19 protein-coding genes are annotated in these 23,577 nt (G+C 59.0%); 9 read left to right on the top strand and 10 right to left on the bottom strand.

Features of this window, described 5'->3' with window-relative positions:
* Positions 1 to 147 precede the first annotated feature (147 nt).
* Together CA85_RS16870 and eno are read right to left on the bottom strand one after the other, a co-directional pair.
* Entirely contained in the window at positions 148 to 1,731 is a 1,584-nt protein-coding gene (locus tag CA85_RS16870) for a basic secretory protein-like protein (RefSeq protein ID WP_146392535.1), read from the bottom strand.
* Positions 1,732 to 2,025: 294 nt separating this feature from the next.
* Entirely contained in the window at positions 2,026 to 3,312 is a 1,287-nt protein-coding gene (gene eno / locus CA85_RS16865) for a phosphopyruvate hydratase (protein WP_146392534.1), read from the bottom strand.
* A 144-nt stretch (positions 3,313 to 3,456) separates the two neighbouring features.
* Here eno and CA85_RS16860 point away from each other — a divergent pair, with 144 nt between their 5' ends.
* The 3 genes from CA85_RS16860 to CA85_RS16850 all read left to right on the top strand — a co-directional run bounded on the left by CA85_RS16860 (position 3,457) and on the right by CA85_RS16850 (position 6,586).
* Positions 3,457 to 4,086 (top strand): riboflavin synthase, encoded by a 630-nt coding sequence (locus tag CA85_RS16860; RefSeq protein WP_146392604.1) that lies wholly within the window; start codon positions 3,457 to 3,459, stop codon positions 4,084 to 4,086.
* 11 nt (positions 4,087 to 4,097) lie between these two features.
* The gene (gene rsmA / locus CA85_RS16855; RefSeq protein ID WP_246112884.1) at positions 4,098 to 5,288 is read left to right on the top strand and encodes a 16S rRNA (adenine(1518)-N(6)/adenine(1519)-N(6))-dimethyltransferase RsmA; all 1,191 of its coding nucleotides are present in this window, start codon (positions 4,098 to 4,100) and stop codon (positions 5,286 to 5,288) included.
* 128 nt (positions 5,289 to 5,416) lie between these two features.
* Complete coding sequence (locus CA85_RS16850; protein WP_146392533.1) at positions 5,417 to 6,586, top strand: peroxiredoxin family protein; 1,170 nt, start codon at positions 5,417 to 5,419, stop codon at positions 6,584 to 6,586.
* Positions 6,587 to 6,982: 396 nt separating this feature from the next.
* On the opposite strand, the gene CA85_RS16845 is transcribed toward CA85_RS16850, so the two are convergent.
* Positions 6,983 to 8,137 carry an alkaline phosphatase family protein gene (locus tag CA85_RS16845; RefSeq protein WP_222435467.1) on the bottom strand — a complete coding sequence of 385 codons (1,155 nt, stop codon included), beginning with the start codon at positions 8,135 to 8,137 and terminating at the stop codon, positions 6,983 to 6,985.
* Between the two features lie 195 nt (positions 8,138 to 8,332).
* Here CA85_RS16845 and CA85_RS16840 point away from each other — a divergent pair, with 195 nt between their 5' ends.
* The 5 genes from CA85_RS16840 (at position 8,333) to mgtE (ending at position 14,207) form a co-directional block, all read left to right on the top strand.
* Positions 8,333 to 9,814: an SLC13 family permease gene (locus CA85_RS16840; protein WP_146392531.1), complete on the top strand. Its 1,482-nt coding sequence runs from the start codon at positions 8,333 to 8,335 to the stop codon at positions 9,812 to 9,814.
* 184 nt (positions 9,815 to 9,998) lie between these two features.
* Complete coding sequence (locus CA85_RS16835) at positions 9,999 to 11,126, top strand: Re/Si-specific NAD(P)(+) transhydrogenase subunit alpha (protein ID WP_146392530.1); 1,128 nt, start codon at positions 9,999 to 10,001, stop codon at positions 11,124 to 11,126.
* A gap of 17 nt (positions 11,127 to 11,143) precedes the next feature.
* Complete coding sequence (locus CA85_RS16830) at positions 11,144 to 11,440, top strand: NAD(P) transhydrogenase subunit alpha (RefSeq protein WP_146392529.1); 297 nt, start codon at positions 11,144 to 11,146, stop codon at positions 11,438 to 11,440.
* Positions 11,437 to 12,816, top strand: a complete 1,380-nt coding sequence (locus CA85_RS16825; protein WP_146392528.1) for an NAD(P)(+) transhydrogenase (Re/Si-specific) subunit beta — start codon at positions 11,437 to 11,439, stop codon at positions 12,814 to 12,816. The genes CA85_RS16830 and CA85_RS16825 overlap by 4 nt, the downstream gene beginning before the upstream one ends.
* Positions 12,817 to 12,857: 41 nt before the next feature.
* The gene (gene mgtE / locus CA85_RS16820; protein ID WP_146392527.1) at positions 12,858 to 14,207 is read left to right on the top strand and encodes a magnesium transporter; all 1,350 of its coding nucleotides are present in this window, start codon (positions 12,858 to 12,860) and stop codon (positions 14,205 to 14,207) included.
* Between the two features lie 4 nt (positions 14,208 to 14,211).
* Here the strand turns inward: mgtE and CA85_RS16815 are convergent, their stop codons facing one another.
* Positions 14,212 to 15,594 carry an EF-hand domain-containing protein gene (locus CA85_RS16815; protein ID WP_246112883.1) on the bottom strand — a complete coding sequence of 461 codons (1,383 nt, stop codon included), beginning with the start codon at positions 15,592 to 15,594 and terminating at the stop codon, positions 14,212 to 14,214.
* 257 nt (positions 15,595 to 15,851) lie between these two features.
* Between CA85_RS16815 and thrS the strand changes: the two genes are divergently transcribed.
* Entirely contained in the window at positions 15,852 to 18,059 is a 2,208-nt protein-coding gene (thrS, locus tag CA85_RS16810) for a threonine--tRNA ligase (protein WP_146392526.1), read from the top strand.
* A gap of 370 nt (positions 18,060 to 18,429) precedes the next feature.
* Here the strand turns inward: thrS and CA85_RS16805 are convergent, their stop codons facing one another.
* From CA85_RS16805 to CA85_RS16780, 6 genes are all read right to left on the bottom strand, one after another.
* Positions 18,430 to 19,242 (bottom strand): hypothetical protein, encoded by an 813-nt coding sequence (locus CA85_RS16805; protein ID WP_146392525.1) that lies wholly within the window; start codon positions 19,240 to 19,242, stop codon positions 18,430 to 18,432.
* Positions 19,239 to 20,084, bottom strand: coding sequence for a DUF1559 family PulG-like putative transporter (locus CA85_RS16800; protein ID WP_146392524.1), 846 nt, complete (start codon positions 20,082 to 20,084; stop codon positions 19,239 to 19,241). The genes CA85_RS16805 and CA85_RS16800 overlap by 4 nt, the downstream gene beginning before the upstream one ends.
* A gap of 77 nt (positions 20,085 to 20,161) precedes the next feature.
* The gene (locus tag CA85_RS16795) at positions 20,162 to 20,509 is read right to left on the bottom strand and encodes a hypothetical protein (RefSeq protein ID WP_246112882.1); all 348 of its coding nucleotides are present in this window, start codon (positions 20,507 to 20,509) and stop codon (positions 20,162 to 20,164) included.
* Positions 20,506 to 20,997 carry a prepilin-type N-terminal cleavage/methylation domain-containing protein gene (locus CA85_RS16790; RefSeq protein WP_146392523.1) on the bottom strand — a complete coding sequence of 164 codons (492 nt, stop codon included), beginning with the start codon at positions 20,995 to 20,997 and terminating at the stop codon, positions 20,506 to 20,508. The genes CA85_RS16795 and CA85_RS16790 overlap by 4 nt, the downstream gene beginning before the upstream one ends.
* Positions 20,994 to 21,365 (bottom strand): type IV pilus modification PilV family protein, encoded by a 372-nt coding sequence (locus CA85_RS16785; RefSeq protein WP_146392522.1) that lies wholly within the window; start codon positions 21,363 to 21,365, stop codon positions 20,994 to 20,996. The genes CA85_RS16790 and CA85_RS16785 overlap by 4 nt, the downstream gene beginning before the upstream one ends.
* On the bottom strand, positions 21,362 to 23,563 hold the full coding sequence (locus tag CA85_RS16780; RefSeq protein ID WP_186775005.1) for a type II secretion system F family protein: 2,202 nt from the start codon (positions 23,561 to 23,563) through the stop codon (positions 21,362 to 21,364). The genes CA85_RS16785 and CA85_RS16780 overlap by 4 nt, the downstream gene beginning before the upstream one ends.
* Positions 23,564 to 23,577: the final 14 nt, after the last annotated feature.

Raw genomic sequence — 23,577 nt, 5'->3', positions numbered from 1 at the left:
GACGCTGGCATGCTTGCGGGCCTGTTCGACGGGGGCGTGCGGGAACCGTTGAGGGCGATTCCGTTTCCATTTCAGCCGTATCGTGCAGGTCACGCGTGTTGCGAGGGAGAGGCGACGGCATTGTACCCCAAATCACCTGTCGCTCCATCAATCCTGCGCGGCAGGTTTCGGGTCGAGCTCTGCATGCCAAGCGTCGGACAGTTGTTGGGCTGTGGATCCGGTTGTCTTCCTCCAGAACGCGTCGGTATAGGTTCCCGTGCGAGCGGCCGCGTTGAGCTGGGCGAGAAGGTCTGGGTTGCCCTCGTCGATCACCCAGGCCAGAAACGCCGCCGTGTCCCGGTAGCTGGCGTCGTAACGCAGGCTCGAAGGCCGACGTCGAGCCACACCGCCACCGACTGATTCCGGTTCGTACAAATGCCAGCGGACGTAGTCGGCGATGCCTTCGACGACCCAGCCCGGTGTTCGCTTGGCCTGCGGGTTGGTCCGACGCGCGTTGCCATACTGCTGGACCACGTGGACGAGTTCGTGCACGGTGGCGCCCTTGGCTTCGCCCTGCAAATTACGGCGGTACCAATCTGCTGAGCAGGTTACGTTCGTGCCGCTCGTCGCTGCCACGCCATCCATCGCCGAGCTGATGTGGATGCGGAAGCTCTGCGGTGCCTCGTATCCGTCGCTTGCCAATAGCTCGACGACTTTCGGGTACCACTGCTGTACGACAGGAGCCAATTCCTGTTCCGCCCAGCGGGTCAAGTCTGAGCAATCAGATGTATCCATGACAAACTCGTACTCGCCGCTTTCGATCTCGAAGGTAGCGATTCCCTCGACGTCAATTGAGTGGGCGGGAGTGACGGCGGCACCCTTCTCCAAGACGTCGATCTCACTGAAAAACGTGTTGGAGAATCGGGCCCCGGGCTCAGCCGGTTGGATCTCGAACAACAGGTAGCGAAAACGACCCAGAGGGCTTCGAGAATCTTCGTCATTGTTGGCGATTTTGACGCCCACCTGCCCACCAACAGTGGCTGGGCGGAGCGGCTGGGAGGCTGTGTTTTCTCTCGACGGGCGGAGCCGTCGGTCGACATTGTTTCTTTCCGACGGGCGGAGCCGTCGGTCGGCATTGTTTCTTTCCGACGGGCGGAGCCGTCGGTCGACTTTGCTATTATCCGACGGGCGGAGCCGTCGGTCGACTTTGGGGCCGCGTGTGTTGATGGAGGCGATTTTGGTCCATCCACAGGACTCTGGGTCTGTCTCGGCAGCGGGTTTAAGCTGGAAGCTGCCGTCGTTATCGATTTGCCGCTCGCGTTGGTCCTCGGCTGGCGGATCGCAGCCGTACACCGTGTAGACCTGGGGGGACCGCTCGCTGGGGTGCCACGAGTAGCTGCGAATTTCGGCGAGCTCGATCGATCGCTCTAGGTCGAGCAGCAATCGCCCACCGTCGGTCGCGGGAGCAAAGAAAAAGTTCTCGCTCGGTTGGTCCGATAACCGGGGCAGCTGCCCATCGTTGAGCTTGGTCAATCCTCCGCCAGCTCGATCCGGTGTCCCGGAGACCACGGCCCATGTTCCTTCTTCGCCCGCGTCACCTTGGACGGGTGATTCCATCTCGGGAATCTGGAATCTTGCGTCGGCACGCCGCTCGGATTGATGCCCGACTGAAACGGTCGCCTCGGCCCAGAGGCTAGTCGGTGCGTGAAGAGAGGCTGCGAGTGCGAGCAGAAGCGGAGTGCGGTTGAGCATGACTGGCCGAGGGGTGAGAGGTGGGCGCAGGTCGTTTGACACGTGAGCCGGTGGTTTGACGGGCTGGCGGTTGAATCGACGCCCGGTTGAGGGTAGTGAACACTACCGGACACGTCCTCACTCTCTCCAGCGGAGAGGTCGTTCAGATTTTGAGTGCTGTGTTCGCAACGATTCACCTCTCCCGGCGCAGCTGGGTGAGGCCGACCCTCCTCAAACTTCGTTTGAAGAGGGTGAAGGCATTGCGAGCCCTTGCAAAATCAACTGCACGAGCTTCCGCGGATGAACGCGAAATCCTTAGGATTTGCACTTGGCAGCGAAGATCGGGCCGCCGTATTGAGCGGAATCGCCGAGCAGTTCTTCGATCCGCAGCAATTGGTTGTATTTCGCCATCCGGTCCGAGCGGCTTGCCGATCCGGTTTTGATTTGGCCGGTCGACAGGGCGACGGCCAAGTCAGCGATCGTGCTGTCTTCGGTTTCGCCGCTGCGGTGGCTCGAAATCGACGTGTAGCCACTGCGGTGTGCCAATTGGATTGCATCGATGGTCTCGGTCAACGTGCCAATTTGGTTGACCTTGATCAGGATGCTGTTCCCGATGTTTTCGTCGATTCCGCGTTGCAGACGCTCGACGTTGGTGACGAACAGATCGTCACCGACGAGCTGCACTTTGTCGCCGAGTTTGAGGGTCATCTTCTTCCACGTGTCCCAGTCGTCTTCGCTGCAACCGTCTTCGATGCTGCAGATCGGGTACTTGTTGCACCAATCAGCAAAGAAATCGACCATTTCGTCGCCCGAGAGCTGCTTGCCGTCGATCGTGTATTTCTCGGTCTTGGTGTCGTAGAACTCAGTCGATGCAGCGTCGAGAGCGATCCAGATCTGTTCGCCCGCTTTGTAGCCGGCTTTATCGATCGCCGTCATGATCACATCGAGGGCTTCCTGGTTGCTCTTCAAGTCGGGAGCAAAGCCGCCTTCGTCACCGACGGCGGTGTTGTAGCCTTTGTCGGTCAGCACCTTTTTCAGGTTGTGGAAAATTTCGGTACCGGCTCGCAGGGCGTCGCTGAATCGATCGAAACCGAGTGGCATGACCATGAATTCTTGCACGTCGACGTTGTTGTCGGCATGCTCGCCACCGTTGATGATATTCATCATCGGTGCTGGCAACATGCGGGCTCCGCAACCGCCAAGATAGCGAAACAGGGGCTGGTTCGTTGACGCGGCGGCCGCGTGGGCGGTTGCCAGCGACACGCCGAGAATCGCGTTGGCACCGAGGTTTTTCTTGTTTGGGGAACCGTCCAAGTCGATCATGGCTTGGTCCACGGCGGCTTGATCGGTCGCGTCCATGCCCTCGAGGGCGTCGGCGATTTTACCATTGACGTTCTCAACGGCTTTGGTGACGCCCTTGCCCATGAAGACGGACTTGTCGCCGTCTCGCAGTTCCCAGGCTTCGTGGATACCGGTGCTAGCACCACTGGGTACGGCGGCGCGGCCAGCCGCTCCGTCCATCAGGGTGACTTCGCACTCGATGGTCGGGTTGCCGCGGCTGTCGAGAATTTGACGGGCGTGGATGGCTTCAATCAGTGTCATGATTCTTTGCAGGGCTGAAGGTTGAAAAAACTGAAAAGGAGGGGCGTGTCGATAACGCTGGGCGTTGTGCTTTCGCGGCGTAGTTTGTCCAATGAGCGGCAAGTTGAATACCCCGCCCCGTTTCTCGTGCGACCGCCACCGTCCATGTTCACCGGACTGATCGAAACCCTCGCTGACGTCGTCGCTATCGACGACCAACCGCCCGGTAAACGCATTGCGGTTTCGGCACCAGCATTCTGCAACAGTGGCGAGAATCACGCCGTTCAGATCGGCGACAGTATCGCGATCAATGGCTGTTGCTTGACGGTAGTCGAGATCGACGGCGACCGGTTTTCCTTCGAGGCGGGGGAGGAAACCTTGCTGCGAACGAATTTGGGGAAACTCGTCGCGGAATCGCAGGTGAATCTCGAGCGTGCCCTCGCCGTCGGTGATCGACTCGGTGGGCACTACGTGACCGGTCATGTCGATGCGATTGGCAAGTTGGTCGAGCGAAGCGACGATCCTCCATGGGCGCACCTGAAATTCAGTATCCCCGCCGAGTTCATCCATCAGATTGTTGCCAAAGGCAGCATCACAGTGGACGGGATCAGCCTCACCGTGGTCGACGTGGGCGATAACAAGGGCGTCGACGATTCCTACTTCACGGTCGCTCTGATTCCGCACACCCTCAACGCCACCACATTGGGCCGCTGCAGTGTCGGTGACACAGTGAACCTGGAAACCGATATTCTTGCTAAATACGTGCAGCGCAGTCTGCAACACCGTGAAAATTGAAAACCAATCCGATGAACGCTCCTGACGACGTCTCGCCCTCTGACGAACCTACCGATCCACTCCCCGATGAGTCTGCATCCGAGTCCGTGGAGCCGATCCGGCTCGATCGCGACCGCAGTCGACACCGCCGGCCCCCGGCATCTTCGGACGCCGGGCCTGCTTGGCCCGCGCAGCCGCCCGCCGAACAAGCCAAGAGCGGCCGCACCAGTAAGAAGCGGTCGCCATCGCCATACGATGCGGCGGCGGCCGATAACTCGCACGCCGCCTACATCCGCGCCAAGCGTGACCAACAGGGCCCGCGGCAAACCGTCAGTTATCTTTCGGATCGCCTAGCGTCGGCGGGCCTGCGTCCGGTGTCGAAATACGGCCAGAACTTTCTCGTTGATCTGAATCTCGTCGAGTTAATCGCGCGCTCGGCCGAGCTCACTCAACGTGATTTGGTGCTCGAAATTGGGACGGGCGTGGGATCCCTGACCACGATCATGGCGGAGCAAGCCGGGGCGATCCTGACTGTTGAAATCGACAAAAATCTGCACCAGCTCGCCAGTGAAGAGTTGGCCGACTATCCCCATGTCAAGCTGATTCAAGGTGACGCGCTGCGTAACAAGAATTCGCTGCGCCCCGATATCATGGAAAGCGTCCGGGATGCCAAGGCACGCCTGCCCGAGGACGGCCGATTCATGCTCGTGGCAAATTTGCCCTACAACGTCGCCACCCCCATCATCAGCAATTTGCTGCATGAGTCACCGCCGCCAGACCGGATGGTGGTCACGATCCAGAAGGAGCTCGCCGAGCGGATGACAGCCTCACCGGGCACCAAGGACTACGGGGCGCTGAGCGTGTGGGTCCAATCGGTCTGCCATGCGGAGATCGTGCGAATTCTCTCGCCCGGCGTCTTTTGGCCACGCCCCAAGGTCGAATCAGCGATTATCCGATTGGATCTCGATCACGCGCGTCGCGATGCGATTCCGGATCTGGCCTTTTTCCACCAGACCGTCCGGGCCCTGTTCTTCCATCGCCGCAAGTTCCTGCGGAGCGTCGTGATCAGTGCCTTCAAAGGCCGGTTGGACAAATCCGCCGTCGATGAAGTCCTCGCGTCACTCGGCCACGGTGAGACGGTTCGAGCAGAGGCACTGAATTTGCAGCAGATCCAGGATCTCGTCGAAGCGCTGCGGCAAGCTGAACTTGCGGCGGACAATTGAGGCGATCGGCCATTGACTGACAGATCGCCTCTCTCGACGGGTCGACTTTCCGCCTGTATTCTGGATTAGCTGGCGATCGTCTGATCGCTGATCACCCACCCGACCTATCCACCTGCCTAGGTTTTTTTATGAATCGCCGAACCTTTCGTTTCGCCACTGCCCTCGCCTGCTCCGTCGGACTGGCGGGGTTCCTCACGGCCCAGCCGTCGTCAGCTGAAATCACCTTGCATATCGGTGATGAAGCCCCGGCACTGGACATCGAGCACTACGTCCACGATCCCGCCGACGGTTTTGGCGAAGTGACTGAGTTTGAAAAAGATAAGGTCTACGTGGTTGAATTTTGGGCGACCTGGTGTGGCCCCTGCATCGCCAGCATGCCGCATCTGGTCGAACTGCAAAACAAGTATCGTGGCGAAGGCGTTCAAATCGTCAGCATCTCAGATGAGGATGTCGAGACGGTCAATGAATTGATGGAGAAGGATTATCCTGAGAAAGACGTCACGTTCAGCGAACTAACCAGCGCCTACACGATCACGACCGACCCCGATGGCTCGGTCAGTGACGCCTACATGCGGGCCGCTGGCCAGAACGGAATCCCGTGTGCCTTCGTCGTTGGCAAGACCGGGCAAGTCGAGTGGATTGGCCACCCGATGAAGATGGATGAACCCTTGGCAGAAGTGGTCGCCGGTACCTGGGATCGCGAAGCCTACAAGGAACAGATGAAGCAAGAGCAGCAACTGCTCGCGGCGATGCAAAAAATCAACCAACTCGCCCGCAATGGCGAATTTCAAGACGCCATCAAAGTTGTCGATAAAGTTCTCGGCGAGATCGACAGCGACAACCCCGAATCGGAAATGATCCGTGAGCAACTCACTAACTTCCGCTTCAACCTGCGTTTGGATGCCGGTGATCAATCCGAAGATGTCCTGGAGTTCTTCCGCAAGCAGATTGCCGATGCCAAGGGCGACCCACGTGCGGTGACCCAGTTCGGTTTCGGACTGATGTCCTCCATGCAACAAGGCACCGATCCTGGTCCATTGGCAGCCGAAACGATTACGGCACTCGAAGCCGATGTGGAGAAAGCCGATGCTGAGATCAAACCGTTGATGTACCTGTGCATCGCACAGATCAATGCGTCGATGTCCAACTTCGACGAAGCGATCGCGGCCCAAACCAAAGCGATCGAACTGTCCGAAGGTCAACAGAAAGAACGCATGCAGCAGGTGCTCGAGCAAATCAAAGAGATGTCGGCAGAGCCCGAGAGCGATGACGATGCGTCCGACAACGAATCGGAGTGATCGACGCACGCTCGTAGCTTCCATCGCCTAAGTTAGAACCCGCGGCCATCGCCGCGGGTTTTTTTATGGGATCATGCATCTGTTCGGCGGGGTAGAGGCGACGCCATGGTGAGCCGAGTGGCGCAAGCAACGCGTGATCAACAAGTGGCGAATTTGGAGAATTTGGCGAAAGCGCTTCGTTGGTCGTGGAACGTCGACCCCGAAGCGGATCGCAGATCCCGTCATGAATGATCTTTCACCCCATTCGGGGTTGGTTCTTGAGTCTCGCGACGTATCCGGTGGTGTTCGCATGCGCTCAAACCACCGGCTATTTTCTATCATCCCTGACGGGAGACTTCTGGATACTGAGCAGCTCGTTGGTTCGTCCAACACGACACTTACTTCCTCCCCCGTTCCTTAGTTCTGCGGTTCGATCTTGATACACGGTAGTGGCTCGGCAACTCGAGGCCGATCCTCGGTGAAGTCGTATCCCATTGCCGCGGCGACGGTCGCGGCGATCTGCGATTGAGTTAGCTGGCCGGCATCTCGATCGCCGGGGCCGATGCCAGGTCCCATCGCGGCGGCCCAGATCAGTTCACAGCCGGGGATCGATGCGCTGTGCGATTTCCAGGCGGTCCGGTTGTCACCGCGACCATGGTCGGAGGTGATGATCAAGGTTGTGTTGTCGCGGTATTCTTCCATGGACTGGATCGTTTCCCAGATTCGGCGAATGTAATCGTCGTTTCGCTGGGCCGACTCCAAGTAGAGGTCGTAGCGACCTTCGTGGGCCCAGTCGTCGGTTTCACCCAACGAGAGATAGAGCACCCGTGGGCGTTTCGCCTGTAAGTAGATCCGCGCCGCCTCCAAGGTGATGTAGTCATAGCGAACCGCGCTCCAAAGATGCGGGATCTCGGCTGCGATTTCGTCGAGACGCTGCAGTTCACTCACCCACTGTTGGTTCGCATCACCGCTCGCGTCGAGTAGGTCGGACACCGGTGCCCAGCCCGCGTTGACCAACACGCCGCTGCGTTGGTCGTTGATGATAAAGGGGAACACATCCCACGAGCAGAATGCTGCGACGCGGCCGTTGAGGGCGGGTTGCTCATCGAGCCATTCGAGTACCGTGACGTTTTCGTTGTACTTCTTGGCGTTGGAGTCCACTTCCGGATCCGCGAACCCGCATAGCAATTCGCTATAACCTGGATACGAAAAATGCTGGTTGTTGGTGACGTGGACAAAGGACTCTTGTTCGGCGTCGCCATAGATCACGCCTTGGTCCGCAACGGTCGACCACAGAAACGGCATGAGTTTCTCTCGAGCCTCCATGGGATCGGCATTAAGAAATCGCTCTTGAGTCTCGCGAATGTTTTTTGCGCCTGCGTCGGGCGAGATCAGCCGTTTGTCAGCACCCCGGAAAACCTCTTGCCAACGCAGCCCGTCGAGTGTGACCAGCACCACATTGCGGCGCGGTTTCAGAGATGCATCGCTTGGGGACGATGGGGGCTGGGCCAACGAGCTGTTGTCGATTGCTAAGCTTTGGGCCGTGAACCAACAGCAAATCAGAAGAAGCATGCGGCAGCGAGCGTATGGCATATTTCATTTCGTTATAGTAGCGGGCGAGATGGGAGAGGCCCCGATTCTACCTAGCGCGAGCTGTCTGGGGCGAACCGGCCCGTGTTTTCTGGGCTCACGCCTGCTACTTGCGTCGCGGTTGCCACTCCTCCGATGTATTGACCCAGCCCATTTTGAGCCCACTCGAAGGATTTCATGAACGCAGCGATCTCACGATGGATGTTGCTCGGCGGCCCCACGCTTGCCGTGGTCATTTCGCTCGCCTGCTATGTCGGTGGTTTGCCCCCGCAAGCCAGTGCGTGCGCCGGTGTTGCGGTTCTCTGTGCAACCTGGTGGATTTTTGAGAGTTTGTCCTTGGCTGTCGTGGGTTTGGTCCCCTTCGTATTGCTGCCGCTGCTCGGTGTCGTCGGGCACAAGGAGATCGCGTCGTCCTACGGCCACACGGTGATCCTCTTGTTGCTCGGCGGGTTTCTGCTATCGGCTGCCATGGAACGTAGCGGTGCCCATCGCCGTATCGCCATTGCGATGGTGCGACTCGTCGGCGGGACAAGTGGGAAACGATTGGTGCTCGGCTTCATGCTGGCCACGGCGGTGTTGTCGATGTGGATTAGCAATTCGGCGACCGCGCTGATGATGCTGCCGATCGCGATGGCGGTGCTGCAGCAATCCGGTGACTCCCGATTGCGCACACCACTGTTGCTCGGTATTGCGTATTCGGCGAGTGTGGGCGGCATGGCGACACCGATTGGAACCCCGCCCAACGTCGTCTTCATGGGGCAGTTCTTCGAGCGGACTGGGCATGAGATGCCCTTTGCAACTTGGATGTCGATCGGGCTGCCGATCACGCTGGTCATGCTGCCGATCATTTGGTGGTGGTTGACTCGCGGAGTGGCTTCGATGCAGCCCATTGAGATGCCCTCGATCGGTCCGATGCAGAGCAATGAGCGGCGCGTGCTCATGATTTTTTTCATCACGGCACTGCTGTGGATCTTTCGCGCCGGACCCGGGGGCGGTTGGTCGGCGCTGCTGCCCGTCGATAGCGCGATGGTGGGTGATTCGACGGTGGCGCTCGGTGCGTCGTTGATGATGTTTCTTTGTCCGAGTGGTCGGCGGAGTGGGGAGCATGCTGAGTCGCTCCCGGCGGGCGGAGCCACCGGTCGACCATCCGGCTCTGTCGCAGGGCAATCAAACGGAGTCGATGGAAAGTGTGAGCGGCTTTTGGACTGGGAGACGGCTGCAAAGATTCCCTGGGGGATTCTGGTGATGTTCGGCGGTGGCATGGCTTTAGCACGAGGGTTCCAGGACTCAGGACTGAGCACCGCGATTGGGCACCAGCTGACGTTTATGGAAGGAGCGCCGACGTGGTTGATCGTGCTCGCAGTGTGCTGCTTGGTAACCTTCATGACCGAGATCACCAGCAGCACGGCGACGGCGATGTTGCTACTGCCGATCCTCGGGGAACTCGCCGTGCAGTTGGGCCTGCCGCCCGCCATGCTGATGGTGCCGGGCACGATCAGTTGTTCGTGCGCCTTCATGTTGCCTGTTGCCACACCACCCAACGCGATCGTCTTCGGTGCCGGCGGGATCAGTACCGAGGAGATGGCTCGCACGGGATTGGTCCTCAACCTGATCGCCGCCGCTGTGATCACGGGGCTGTCTCTCATGCTGATGTCGTAGCTCGCAACTGAGTCTGACGCTGATCACATCGACGCCGCGGCGCCGGCGATGCGAAGCAAGCATCGACAGTTCGGTATGTTGTTTGTGATTGTTCCCAGGCGCCAGACTTTCTTTTTGCGCTCGCTCAGCTTACGCTGTCATCTGACTTGGGTGTGATCGCTGCGACAATCCGACGGAAAATGAAATGCGAATTGGTGTGCCAGTCGAGACGTGGCCGGGCGAACTTAGAACGGCGCTCGTGCCGGGTAACGCAAAAAAACTGATCCGGAGCGGTTTTGAAATTATCGCTGAGTCAGGGTTGGGTCGCGCCTCAGGGTTCCCCGATGAAGAGTATACCGACGCCGGTGTAACGATCGGCAACGACCGTGGCGAGGTGCTCTCGCAAGCTGATTTGGTGTTACGGGTTCGGCAACCCGAACCAGCCGATATCGAATCACTGAAATCGGGCTGCGTCCATGTCAGTTTCCTCGATCCCATGAATCGCCGTGAGTTAGTCGATTCGCTGGCGGCACGCGGTGTCACGGCGGTCTCGATGGAGATGATTCCCCGCAGCACGCGGGCGCAGAAGATGGACGCGCTCTCATCCCAGGCCAACCTGGCTGGTTATGTGACGGTCATCGCGGCGGCAAATCATTGCCCCAAGATCTTCCCGATGATGATGACGCCGTCGGGAACCATCCGCCCCGCCAAAGTGTTTGTGATCGGAGCGGGCGTGGCCGGGTTGCAAGCGATCGCGACCGCCAAACGACTCGGTGCCCGTGTCGAAGCCTTTGATACGCGGCCCGTCGTTGCCGAACAAGTTCGGTCGCTGGGGGCCAAATTCGTCGAAATCGATCTGGGTGAAGTCGGCCAGACCGATCAGGGATACGCCAAAGCACTCACACCTGAACAGATTGAGTTGCAGAAAGCTGGGCAAGCCAAAGTGATTGCGGAATCCGACGTCGTGATCACCACGGCGCAGTTATTCGGCCGCCCCGCCCCGCGGATCGTGACCGCTGAAATGGTTTCCTCTATGCAACCGGGCAGCGTCATCGTCGACATGGCGGTGGAGTCGGGCGGCAACGTTGAAGGCGCCGTGCTCAATGAAATCGTCGATGTCGGCGGCGTGAATATTTATGGCTTCGGTAATTTGCCGTCCCAAGTCAGCCGCAGTGCCAGCGAGATGTATTCCAACAACCTGTTCAATTTGATCGACGAGTTCTGGGATGCTGAAACGAAACAGTGGAACCTGTCACCCGACGATGAGATTGTGCAAGCCGCCGTGATCACGCGCGACGGTAACATCGTTCACCCCATGCTTGAAGACAAATAGTCACCGAGGGCCGAAAAATGGAAATGGTATTCTTAGGCTTCGTGTTGATGCTCTCGATCTTTTTAGGTTTTGAGCTGATCTCGAAAGTCCCTGCGACTTTGCACACCCCGTTGATGTCGGGCGCCAATGCGATCTCAGGGATCACAGTTGTCGGTGCGATCACGCTGGCCGGTGGCGAGTTGGCGGGATGGGCGACTTTGCTCGCTGCTATGGCGGTGTTCTTTGCAACCGTCAATGTCGTCGGTGGGTACATGGTTACCGACCGCATGCTAAGCATGTTCAAGAAGAAGGATAAGCCGGAGGCGCGATCATGAGTGAGGAACTGATCGGAGCCGTCTACATCGTATCGGCTATCCTTTTTGTGTTTGGGTTGAAACTGCTCGGCTCTCCTGCCACGGCGGTCCGTGGCAACCAGCTTTCGACGTTGGGGATGCTTGTCGCAGTCGTCGTCACCTTGGGGTCGACGGATATCATCGATTACCGCTGGATCGCGATCGCCGCGGCTCTCGGGGCAGTCGTGGGCATTGTCGCGGCGCAGCGTGTCGCGATGACCGGGATGCCGGAAATGGTTGCTCTGTTCAACGGATCCGGAGGTCTGGCTAGTCTCTTGGTGGGTTGGGCTGCGCTCGGTATGGAAGGGGCCGAAGGTGATTCCCAATCCGCGTTCACGATCATCACGGTCTTGCTGTCGATTTTAATTGGCGGCGTGACCTTTTCAGGCAGCCTGGTGGCTTGGGCGAAACTCTCCGAGACGATGCCCAGCGGCGCGATTTCATTTCCAGGCCAACAATTCGTCAGCTTGATTTTACTCGTTGCCACGATCGGCTGCGGCGCCGCGATGCTGGCCCAACCCGATGCTGGCACCGCGATGCTGGTCTATGCGGTCATCGCATTGTCGGTGCTGCTCGGTGTGATGGCGGTGATCCCAATTGGTGGCGCCGACATGCCCGTTGTGATTTCGCTCCTCAATAGTTACTCGGGACTCGCGGCCTGTGCGGCAGGCCTCGCAATCAACAATACCATTTTGATCGTTGCCGGAGCACTCGTGGGGGCCGCGGGGATCATTCTGACGAACATCATGTGCAAGGCGATGAACCGGTCGCTGTCTAATGTGTTGTTCTCCGGGTTCACGGCGTCCAAGTCGGCTGCGAAGGTCGAGGGAGAGGTCAAGCCGATCTCGCCCGATGATGCGTACTTGATCCTCGAGGCTGCGTCGTCGGTCGTGATGGTGCCGGGGTACGGGATGGCTGTTGCCCAGGCGCAACATGTGGTGCGTGAACTCGGTGAACTGCTCGAAGAACACGGAACCGAGGTAAGCTACGCGATCCACCCCGTTGCCGGGCGAATGCCGGGCCACATGAACGTGTTATTGGCCGAAGCGAATGTGCCCTATGATCAACTGATTGAAATGGACGATATCAACCGCCGTATCGAGAACGTCGATGTGGCGATCGTGATCGGTGCCAATGATGTGGTCAATCCCGCGGCACGGGAGGACGAAAACAGTCCCATTTATGGGATGCCGATCATCAACGTGGACCAGGCCCGTACGGTATTCGTGCTCAAGCGGTCGATGGCGTCGGGGTTCTCAGGCGTCGACAATCCGCTGTTTTTCAAGGAGAATACGCGAATGCTCTTTGGCGATGCGAAGCAATCGATTTCCCATATGATTGCCGAGTTCAAAGGTTAGCCAACCCGTCGTAAACGAACGTTCGTTCCCGGAATTATGATTTGGTCAATACGCTTCTCCTGCCAGAACTCCGTGAGATGCTGGCCCTTGACCAGGAATCCGAACTGCAAGAGTTTTGCACTGCTTTGAATCCTGGCCGGACGGCGGAGTTCATGGAGGGACTCGACGACTCGGACGTGTGGCGGGTTCTGCAATTCGCCCAGTCTGACCGGCGGGCAGAAATCTTCGGTCACTTCGATGAAGAGCGGCAACTCGCCATGCTCGCTTGCGAGCCTCCTGTCGAGACCGCCAAACTGATCGAAGAGATTCCAGCGGACGATCGAGTCGACCTGATCCAGGGTTTGCCGACCGAAACGGTGGATGAGATTTTGCCGCTGCTGCCGGTCAGCGAGCGGCGCGACATCGAACGTCTGCGATCCTACCCCGAAGGCACTGCCGGGGCATTGATGACGACCGAGGTCGCCAAGTTGGCTGAGAAACTGACCGTCGGACAGGCGTTTGATGAACTGGCCGGAATCGCCAGAAGCCTGGAGACGATTTACTACCTCTACATCGTCGATGATCACAACCTCTTGCGAGGCATCGTCTCGACGCGGCAACTCGTTTCATCGCTGAACGATCGGTCGCTGACCCTCGGCGAGTTGATGGAAACCGATGTCGTCACTGCGTTGGCCGGAGAGGACCAAGAATCCGTAGCCGAAACGGTCGAGCGTTTCAACTTGCTCGCGATTCCAGTGATCGATTCAGGCCGTCAAATGCTCGGCATCATCACCCACGACGATGTCATCGATGTTGTCCGTGAAGAATTGACCGAGGATGCCCAGCGGATTGCGGCCGTCGAGCCGTTCGACGATGACTTCCTGCGCATCGGACTGGCCGTTCTCTCGTACAAACGCGGACTGTGGCTAACGATCCTCTTTTTCGCAGCCTTGCTGACCGCCTTCGCCTTGCGGCACTACGAGGATGAACTCGCCGTGCATGCCTGGTTAGTCTGGTTTATCCCGCTCATTATCAGCTCGGGAGGTAACTCCGGCAGTCAATCGGCGACACTGGTGATCACGGCGATGACCGGTGGCGAGGTCGAGCTAACGGACTTGCCCAAGGTGCTCGGACGAGAGCTGGGGGTCTCGCTCATGCTGGGCGGTTTTCTGTCAGCGATCGGTTTTTTCGTTGCGCTGTTCGTCGCCCCCTCTGCTGTGGCAGCACTGGTGATCCCGCTGACCCTGCTCAGCGTGATCGTCTGCGGCTGTCTATGCGGCGTCACCCTGCCGATCCTATTCAAACGCTTGGGGCTCGATCCGGCCCTGATGAGCAATCCGTTTGTTGCCGGGATCGTCGACATCCTCGGCATTGTGATCTACATCAACGTGGCCCGGATCGTGTTGGGCTAGCTCACTATTTTAAGCGTTTGGACTTGGCGGTCAGGAACCCGGCATACTCTTCCACCGTGATCCGGCCATCGCCGTTGAAGTCGGCTCCCGCGGGGCTGATCATCATCTCCCCCCATTCGGCGGCCGAGAGTGCGAAGTCTCCGTTCTTGTCGTAGCGTTTGATGATCGTTTTCGCCATGCTGAGTATCTTTTCGGTCGGCGGTTCGCTGGGCATCTCCAACTTTTCAGCAGTCGCACCGCCGTCCGATGTCGCCGATCGACTCGAGCCGGAGGATGCGGACGACGAACGGCTAACGGTGGTCTCGTTCTGAGGTGCGGTTCCAGATCGCGTAGCGCTCGCCGTCAGCCCGCCGTTGACCCCCTTGAGAACTTCCGAAGCAACGATCACCCCATCGTGGTTGGCGTCCCAGTCGTAGAATTCAGCCACCAGGGAACTGGTCCACTCGGATGTGTACTCGCTCATCGAAACCTGGCCGTCGCGATTGAGATCACGATCAGTGAAAAATCGCGGCAACCCTTCGGGAGATTCAGCGGAGTACACCCGGTAGGAACGTCGGCCTTCGAAGTCGACGAACTCCCCACCCTCGCTATCGGATACCTCGCTTTGCGGGTTGTCACGTCGGTCTTGACGGTTGGCTTCCTTCCCATTCCGCTCAACTGCTTCGCGGGTCGCCAATTCCTGTTCGGATAGTTTGCCGTCCCCGTTGCGGTCGAAATCCATGGGGTCACCCCAGAACCCACCCCGCCGGATTTCTTCGGCGTCGAGTTGGCCATCGCGGTTGCGGTCGTACCGCCGTAAGTTATTGCGGGCCTCCTCGAGATCCTCTTCGGCGGGAACAACCGCCATGATTTCAGCAGATGGGCCGAACCCGAGCAGCGGTAGTACGGGGATATCGACGCCAAACCCCGGCACCAGCGGCGCCACGGCGGTCGGATCTTCATTCTCGTCGCCCCGGTCATCACCGCGGCCCCGGTCGCCACCGCGCCCGCGGTCGTCTCCTCCGCGGCCCCGGTCATCCCCCCCACGGCCACCACCGCCACGATCGCCGCCGCTACGCATTTTCGAGAATGCTTCGGTGAGCTTGCTCATCGGAATCGGTCGCCCTGGCTTGATACTCGGGTCGGCTGACGCCATGCGTTCGACCATCTCGCCCATCCGGCCTTCCTGCTCGTCAGGGTCGAGCATCCCGTTGCCGTTGCGGTCTAGCCGTGACAGAAACCCGCTTGGATCAAAGCTGCCGCCTCCGCCCCCGCCGCCACGTCCGCCTCTTCCGCCACCTCCGTCCCTTCCGCCTCCGCCACCTCGCTGCGCATGCACCGAGAGAAGAGAAAAACTAGCAATCGCCATCGTCAGAGCGACACGCCGCAGGCAGGAAGATAAGTTCATCAACATGGTTCAAATTCGCGAAAAGTGAGAAGGGACGCCGATTTCCCGAGAGCTTGTTGGGACGTGAGCACCATTGAACGTTCTCTATCCCTTGTATTTTAGCTCTCTTATTCCCGCGTGGTGGAAAATCAGGGCTCCCGTTCTAACACCGCAACTGAACCGAGGTTTCTCTTTCTCGCTCTAAAACGCTATCCTGCGGCACAGTTGTCGCTCAATTTTTCTTTCACGTTTCCCCTTTTGTCCCCCTTTTGCAAAACATGTCTACCGCTTCGGCTCAAAACATTGACGTTCGCCTCCCCGATGGCACCACTCACAGTCATCCTGGCGACACCACGGCGATGGACGTCGCCCGGGGAATTAGCGATGGTTTGGCGCGTGCCGTCGTGGCTGCCGAGGTAGACGGGAAAATTGTCGATTCCTTCCGCCCGCTCGGCGAAGTCGCGGGCGAAGACGGTTCGGTGTCGTTGAAACTATTGACTTCCCGAGATTCGGACGCCCTTGATGTCCTCCGCCATTCGGCCGCGCACGTGATGGCGCGGGCGATCATGCGGGTCTACGACGGGGTTTCGCTAGCCTTCGGACCGACCACTTCGGGGGGGTTTTACTATGATTTCGACCTCAGTGAAAAAATTAGCGAGGACGATTTCCCCAAAATCGAAGCTGAGATTAAAAAGATCATCAAGGCGAAAGAGCCTTTCGAGCGCTTCGTGCTCGAACGCGACGAAGCCCGAAAACTCTGCGACGATCTCGACCAAGACCTCAAGGTCGAGCACATCGACACGGGGCTGAGCGATCAATCCACCGTCAGTTTCTACCGCCAAGGCGAGTTTGTCGATCTTTGTCGGGGGCCGCACATCCCGCACGCGGGCATGATCAAAGCGATCAAGCTGCTCTCGGTTGCCGGAGCGTATTGGAAAGGCGATGCCTCCGGCCGGCAGTTGCAACGGGTCTACGGCACCGCATTCTTTGACAAGAAAGAACTCGCCGCCTATCTCGAGCAACTCGAGGAAGCCCGTCGCCGCGATCACCGCGTACTCGGCAAACAGCATGGCCTCTTCGCGATCAATCCCGACGTCGGCCAAGGCCTCTGTTTGTGGCTGCCCAAGGGCGCGCGGGTACGGGTGGCGCTCGAGGACTTCCTCCGCAAAGAACTGCTCTCACGCGGCTACGACCCGGTCTACAGCCCGCACATCGGGCGGGTGGAGTTGTACGAAACCAGCGGTCACTTCCCCTACTATCGCGACAGCCAATTCGCACCGCTCTTTGGTACCGAGGTCGGCGGCCTGCTCGACGCTTGGAGCAGCCGGTTGAGTGAGGGCAACCTCAGCAGTGATGATGAGGATAAACTGATGGCCGCGGCGGAAGTCTTCGGGGTCAAGTTGCCGCAGTACAAAGCCTCGGCGGCAGCCGATGCGAAACAAAAGGTACTGCACGACTGGCAGCTCGCCCACGAACGCTACCTGCTCAAGCCGATGAACTGCCCGCATCACTGCCAAATCTTTGCCGCCCAACCGCGATCCTATCGCCAACTCCCACTGCGTTTGTTCGAGTTCGGCACCGTCTATCGGCACGAACAGACCGGCGAGCTCAACGGCATGATGCGAGTTCGTGGTTTGACCCAGGACGATGCTCATATCTTCTGCACTGCCGAGCAAGTCGAAGAGGAATTCCGAGCGACCATCGATCTGACCAAGTTCGTGCTGGAGTCCGTCGGTTTGGAGGACTACCGCGTGCAACTATCACTACGCGATCCCGATAGCAGCAAGTACGTCGGCAGCGAATCCAATTGGGATCATGCCGAGAGCGCACTGCGTGGCGTGCTGCAACACTCTGGGTTAGATTTCAACGAAGAACCCGGCGAGGCTGCTTTCTATGGCCCGAAGGCTGACTTCATGGTCCGCGACTGCATCGGTCGTTCCTGGCAGCTCGGCACCGTGCAGTTGGACTATAACCTGCCGCAGCGATTCAAGCTCGAGTACAAAGGCAGCGACAACGCCACCCATCAACCCGTCATGATCCACCGGGCCCCCTTCGGATCGCTTGAGCGGTTCACGGGGATGCTCGTCGAACACTTCGCTGGCGCGTTCCCAATGTGGCTCTCGCCGGAGCAAATTCGTGTGCTGCCACTGAGCGACAAATCGCTCGATTATGCCGTGGCAGTTGCCAAGCAGTTCGATGAGGCGGGACTCAAGGTCACCGTGGATTCCCATGATGGCAAGGTGCAAGCCAAGATTCGCAACGCGCAGCTCGACCTCGTCAACTACATGGCCGTCGTCGGCCCCAAGGAAGCCGAGAAGGGACACGTGGCTCTGCGCGACCGCATCGATGGCGACCTCGGATCGATGCCGATCGCCGAAGCGATCGCCCGATTGACAGACGAAATTAAGAACCGCACCGTCCGCCAAGCCGTGGGGTCCTCGTCGGTGTCCATCGCCGATTCGGGTGAAACGTCGCACGAATATTGAGAGTGCCGGTTACCCGTGAGTTGTCCATCCGTTTGCCCATCGTGTGCTTGTCACACGTCCAAGCGAGATTTTGCAATTCGATTGCAAGCGGGTACAAAGTAAGTGCCATTCGCCGTGAGGCCGCGGGTAACGCCGCCGAAGGGGCCGCGCACGCGTCTCGGCTCAATGATCTGTTTGTTGGTAAACGATGACAGGACTTCACTCTGCTCCGACGAAGTCGGGGCGGGGTGATCACGCTGGTTTGGGGGTCCCGCTGCGCTGTTGGCCCTCCCCGGAAGACTCGCTAAAGGCTCGTCTTCTGACCCCCTCAGCTTCGCCGGGCGGGTGGTGTAAATCGTTGAGTCACCATCACTAAGAACTGCACGACCGCTCAGTCGGGAGGGCTGAGCCAACGGTGGCCGCTCGACCGCATCAGCAGTAGAAACAGGACGGCGAAACAATCGAAACCGGCGATGATGCCAATCGATCGCATGAACTCGGCATCCGCGTCAGGACTGCGCAAGTCGATCATCGAGCTGACCGTAACCGTCTGCGCCATGATCAGCGGGATGGTGATGAGCATCAGCCCCCACCACCGGCTGAGCAGGATGGTTAGCATCACAATCCACAGCAGCGCAATCGAGAGGATCAGTGCGGTCGCTGAACTGGTCAATCCAGCCCAGCGGTCGCTCATTCGCAGCAATGCACTGCCCACCGCGATCGTGAAGGCAATGCCGAGTAAGTGTCCAATGCTGCGGCGGACAGGCGGAGGTGCTGTGGTGCGATGAATCCGTTGGTGCGTCCATTGCCATCCAATCCATGGGCCGAGGATCCCCAAGGCGACCGCCAACAGGACCTGGATCAAGACCCAAGCGTGGTCTCGAGCGACAACGCCCAAGACAATGACGTTGAGCAACCAAGCTAAAAAGACCACAACCCGAGGAAGCCATCGCTGAGGCGTCCGCTGACCCGCTGATGGCGCAGACGAAGGCAATTCGATGAGGGCTACCCAAGTAAGTGTCGTGAGCCAGGCGGCAATCAATCCTCCCATCGCTGCCCCGAGCACCGCGTGTCCCCCTTCGGCCAAACTCTCTAGTTCACCTTGTAATGCAGCAATCACTACCGTTAGCGTGATCGACCACACTGCTAGCCAAACCAGGAGGTGTTCATCGGGGCGTTCACGACCGAATTCTCGCTGACTCACTCGACGCTCTTCTGGCGTAGTGCATCGAGTGGTTGGAACTCTAACGGTAACTGACCATCCTGGCGGTTGGCGATCTGCTCGAGAACCTGTTGGTTCGTTTGAGTCGACTGGAAGCGAATTTCGCCGGACCCGAACAGGACATGCACGCCGCCGGGGTGGTGGCTGCCAATCGATCCCACCGCCGATGGAGGCGGCGATTGAAAAGCGTTGCTCGACGAAACGATCCCGCCCCCGACATTGCGAAGGGTTGCCCGCGTGCCGCTGAGCCAGCCCAGGTCATCAGCCCACGAGAGCTTCTCCGATACAAATGCTGTGTTAGCCAAGCCATCGGTGACGTCGTCACGGCTGATCGGTTCATTGAGAACGAACACACCGAGATCAGATTCATCAATCGGCTTCTCAACCGGGCTGTGCAGCCCCACGTAATTGCTCGCGTTGTCCGGATCGTTGGTCGCCGATGGGCAGTGCACTCCCACATAGCTCAGTTTCAAAACGGGGGCGTTGGCGGAATCGTAAATGCTTACGCTGCGATCGATATGGGACTCGATGACCGGTTGATCCATGAGCTCCAAGAGGCGGCCGAGCCAATTGTGGTGATCGCCCTGTGCGACGCTTTCAATTGGTCCGGATTCAGCAACGGTTCCCACGGGATAGTGTTGCCAGCGATCGTGGTAGCTTTGGACGGCCATACCGATTGCAGTGAGTCGAGATTGACAGACCGCGCGACGGGACGACTCACGCATCGATTGCACCGCGGGAGCGGCCAGTCCCACCAGCACGCCGATGATGGCGATCACGACCAAGAGTTCAACGAGCGTGAAGGCGTGTCGGTGTCTGGACATGGTGGTGAGGGGAGTAAGAGGCAGCGGGCGCGAGTGGGGACGTGAGCGTGATGATTCCATCGGAACAGGTTTTCGTTTCAGGGCCGACTGATGGAGAGCCCCGGGCGATCGTTATGATACTGAGTCGCTCGGTAGCGTTCGGAAGGTTCGTCGGGAGATGAATCCGTTTCGACAATGATCCAGCGATCGCCCTCACTGCCGAGCGGCAGGCGAATACTCGATTCGCCCGGCAGGTCCGCTCGCCGCGCCGCGTCGATTGCCGATTCGAGCGCCGCGATGGCTTGATGTTGTCTTTCGGTGCGTCGCTGTTGGTTGGCGCGGCTGGTCAATGAAATCGCGAAGGTACCGACCAACAGGGTGAGGACCAGGACGAGCATCAGTGCGACCGCGCCCCTGCGATGATGAGTGCATCTCGTTCGGTTCATGAGTCCGACCTCCGGGACGCGACGATTTGCACCGGATCCTCGGATCGATCTGGAGACGTGATGGTCCACTGGATTTCGCTGCCCTCCTCGAGCCACTCTAGATCGATCGTTGCCTCACCATCGATCCCATATCGATCGGTCGACACAACCGGTGGGTCTGCATCGTTCTGTTTGCGGCGACTCAGCGTGCCGTCCTCGACCCGATAGACGACCTCCCAGGAAGGATCTTCGCTAGTCAGGGTGAGTTCCCCGTTGCTCATCCCAGCGTTTTGGGTGGAATGCATATCGCGGCGGAGGTCATTGGCGAAGCGGCGGATCTCGTGCCGGTGCAGCGAACGCGAACTCCCATTCTGATTGCTCACTCGGACGAGTGAAAGCAATCCTGCCACGCCCGCGAGCAGCGAGCTCACCAGGACGAGGACCAGGAGCACCTCGATCAGAGTAAAACCGAGCTTGCTGCCATTGGTTTGACGTTGGATTCGGCTCATGACTCGGGCTCCAATCGCCAAACGTGATGGACGAGCGGTCCGCCTGCCGAATCGATCGTGATCGTAAGATGCTGACCTCGCGTGGAACCGGATTCGAACGGATCGACATTGACCTGCCCCCCGGCTTGATCGGCTAGCTCCGCAGCGGTGTCGGAAAGGCTCTCGTCATCGACAGCGACGAGTCGCTCGGCAATATTCTCAATGGCCAATTGGTCGGTCAATCGCTGCAGCGAGATGCGTTCAAAGTCCAACCGTGACTGATGCATCTTCAGCGTCATTCCCATCGCAGCGGCCAAAAACGCGGTCGCAATGAGGGTTTCGATCAGGGTAAACCCAGTGCGTTGACGGTGACTTTTTCGATTTTTCACGACACTCCACTAATCAAAATGCGCAGGGCGCGGACGACCACGACGCCGTGAACGAGAACGTAGATGCCCACCCCGAAGGTAGCCAACGGAACGACCCAGGATTTGCGGGCCTTCCATCGTAACGATTGTCGGCGGCGAATGTTGGCGATCACCTGATCGAGCGTGTCGGCGAAGACGCCGTTTTTCTCCGCACTGCTCAACCAAGCCTGCTCGTCGGCGGAGATCAGTTTGGCTCCCCGCAGGGTCGCCGCCAGCCCCGTGCCTTGCTCGGACAGTTTATTTGCCTTGGAGCAGCGGTTGCGAATCCACCTCACGCGTGTCGTCTCGCAAGCGAATCGGAAAATATCACCGGCTGGCTGGCGACGGCGCACACCCCGCGCGACTGCACCTAAAACCTCGCACCGCCAGCGGTCGATCGACCGGCGGCCGAACCAGGGAACCCAAGCCACCATCCAAAGCGGTAGACGACGTATCAGGAAGGCAGCGACGAGCCAGACCACCAGGAGTATCACCACCACATTGCCAATCAACACAGTCGTCTCGAGTCCCCAGGAAGACACGTCTTGATGAGGGCTGAACTCTTCCAGCAGCTTTCCGAATATGGGCATGGAGAGCGAACGGACCATCCAGCCAATCGCCCAGGCGAGTAGGATCGTGGCGACGACGTAAACGAACTGTTCCGACACCATCGACGGTGACTCGATCGACGAATTCACTCGCTGAGGGGTAGTGTCCCTGTCAGCGATGTTCCTGTCCGCAAAGTCCCTGTCAGCGAGATCTGGGGTCGAGGCAGCACGTTCGGCCGATGCCGTTGCCGAACCAGCGGGCAGCTTTCCGCTGGGCGTCATCAGCGCCGCCAGTGTGTCGGCATGAACAGGGAGTCCGGAGCGACGGACGGCTAGCTCGATCGATTGCCCGAGCCGCACGCGTGATGCAAAACGCTTCGCTTGCCCGGTCATCTTGCCATGAAATCCATCGCCCATGTGGTCGACGAGATCGGGGATCGACACGGTCGTGCCTGCGGCCAGTCGCAGCCAGTGGTTGAGCGACTCGGTTTCCTCTCGATAACGCCAGCGATTGGCGACCACGATCGAGGTGAAGAAGATCGCCACCATCACCAGCGTGATCGGGTGCGGCAATGCGACTAACAGAGCGAGTGTGCCGAGTATCCACAGCGACCACTTGATGAACCAGAGCAGGAGGATCATCAATCGCCGCGATCGCAGCCAGGCCAGTCCCGTCAGGTTTCGCTCGATCGCACCGACGGTCCCGGCCAATAACAGGATGCCTACGGATGCGGGGAGGAAGAGCAATTCCGATTCGACAAGCTTCTCGGTCCAATCGGGCCCGCTGTGATGCCAAGAATACATTCCCACCCAGCCCTGCAGCACCATGTTCGTAATCGTTGCTGCTAATAGCAATCCGAGTGCCGCAAGGAACACGGACACGAACAGGCAGGAGAACGAAACAACCTGAGTGGTCCGCTTGAGCTGCCGCTGAGCGTGGAGGTGACAATCCCGCGCCGCCTCATGCCAGACACGGAGCGACTCGCGGTGCGAATGCTGGCCATCGACGAAGGCGAGAACTACGGGCAGTGGCAGGTCTGTAATCGGTGAGGATCGCAGTACATCGGCGATCGATTGCCCCGCCTCGATGTCTTCAGCTGCCTGGGCCGACCAGCGACGCATGCTCGCGTCTTGAAGCTCCCGCGAAGCCTCCGAGAACGCTTCACCGTATGTCTTGGAGTGGGCCACGGACCGATACATCGATTGGCAGAACTCGCCGAGTTCGACCGTACGCATCGTTCGTCCGATCCCCGGTAGGCAACGCATGATTGACGCCAAGACGGGCGGCAGTTTTCCACTGACCAGCAACCGAGTCAGGGGGTAGACGATCACTGCCAGGATCGCGAGTCCGGCGTACCCCCACGCGATCTGTCGCATCCAATCGAGATCGATCTCTCGCTCGTCCAAGCCCCAATTCCATCCAGTGATCGTCGTCGAACCATCGGCGACCGCGGCAACGGCTAAGATCAAGTACGCACCCACCGCCAGAGCAGCGACGATATAAAGGAACGACCCGGTGACGGCGCCGCTTAACCTCCGACGCGTCGATTCACGGCCCCGCGTCCAGAGTTCCACCTCGGCCTGCTGGGCAATCGTCCAGGAACTCGGCATGGTATCCTCGTGCTGTTTCATGTTACCTGGATTCA

Origin of the sequence: Allorhodopirellula solitaria (genome assembly GCF_007859855.1) — a bacterium.
GTDB lineage: Bacteria > Planctomycetota > Planctomycetia > Pirellulales > Pirellulaceae > Rhodopirellula > Rhodopirellula solitaria.
This window is presented reverse-complemented; position numbering and strand designations above follow the sequence as displayed.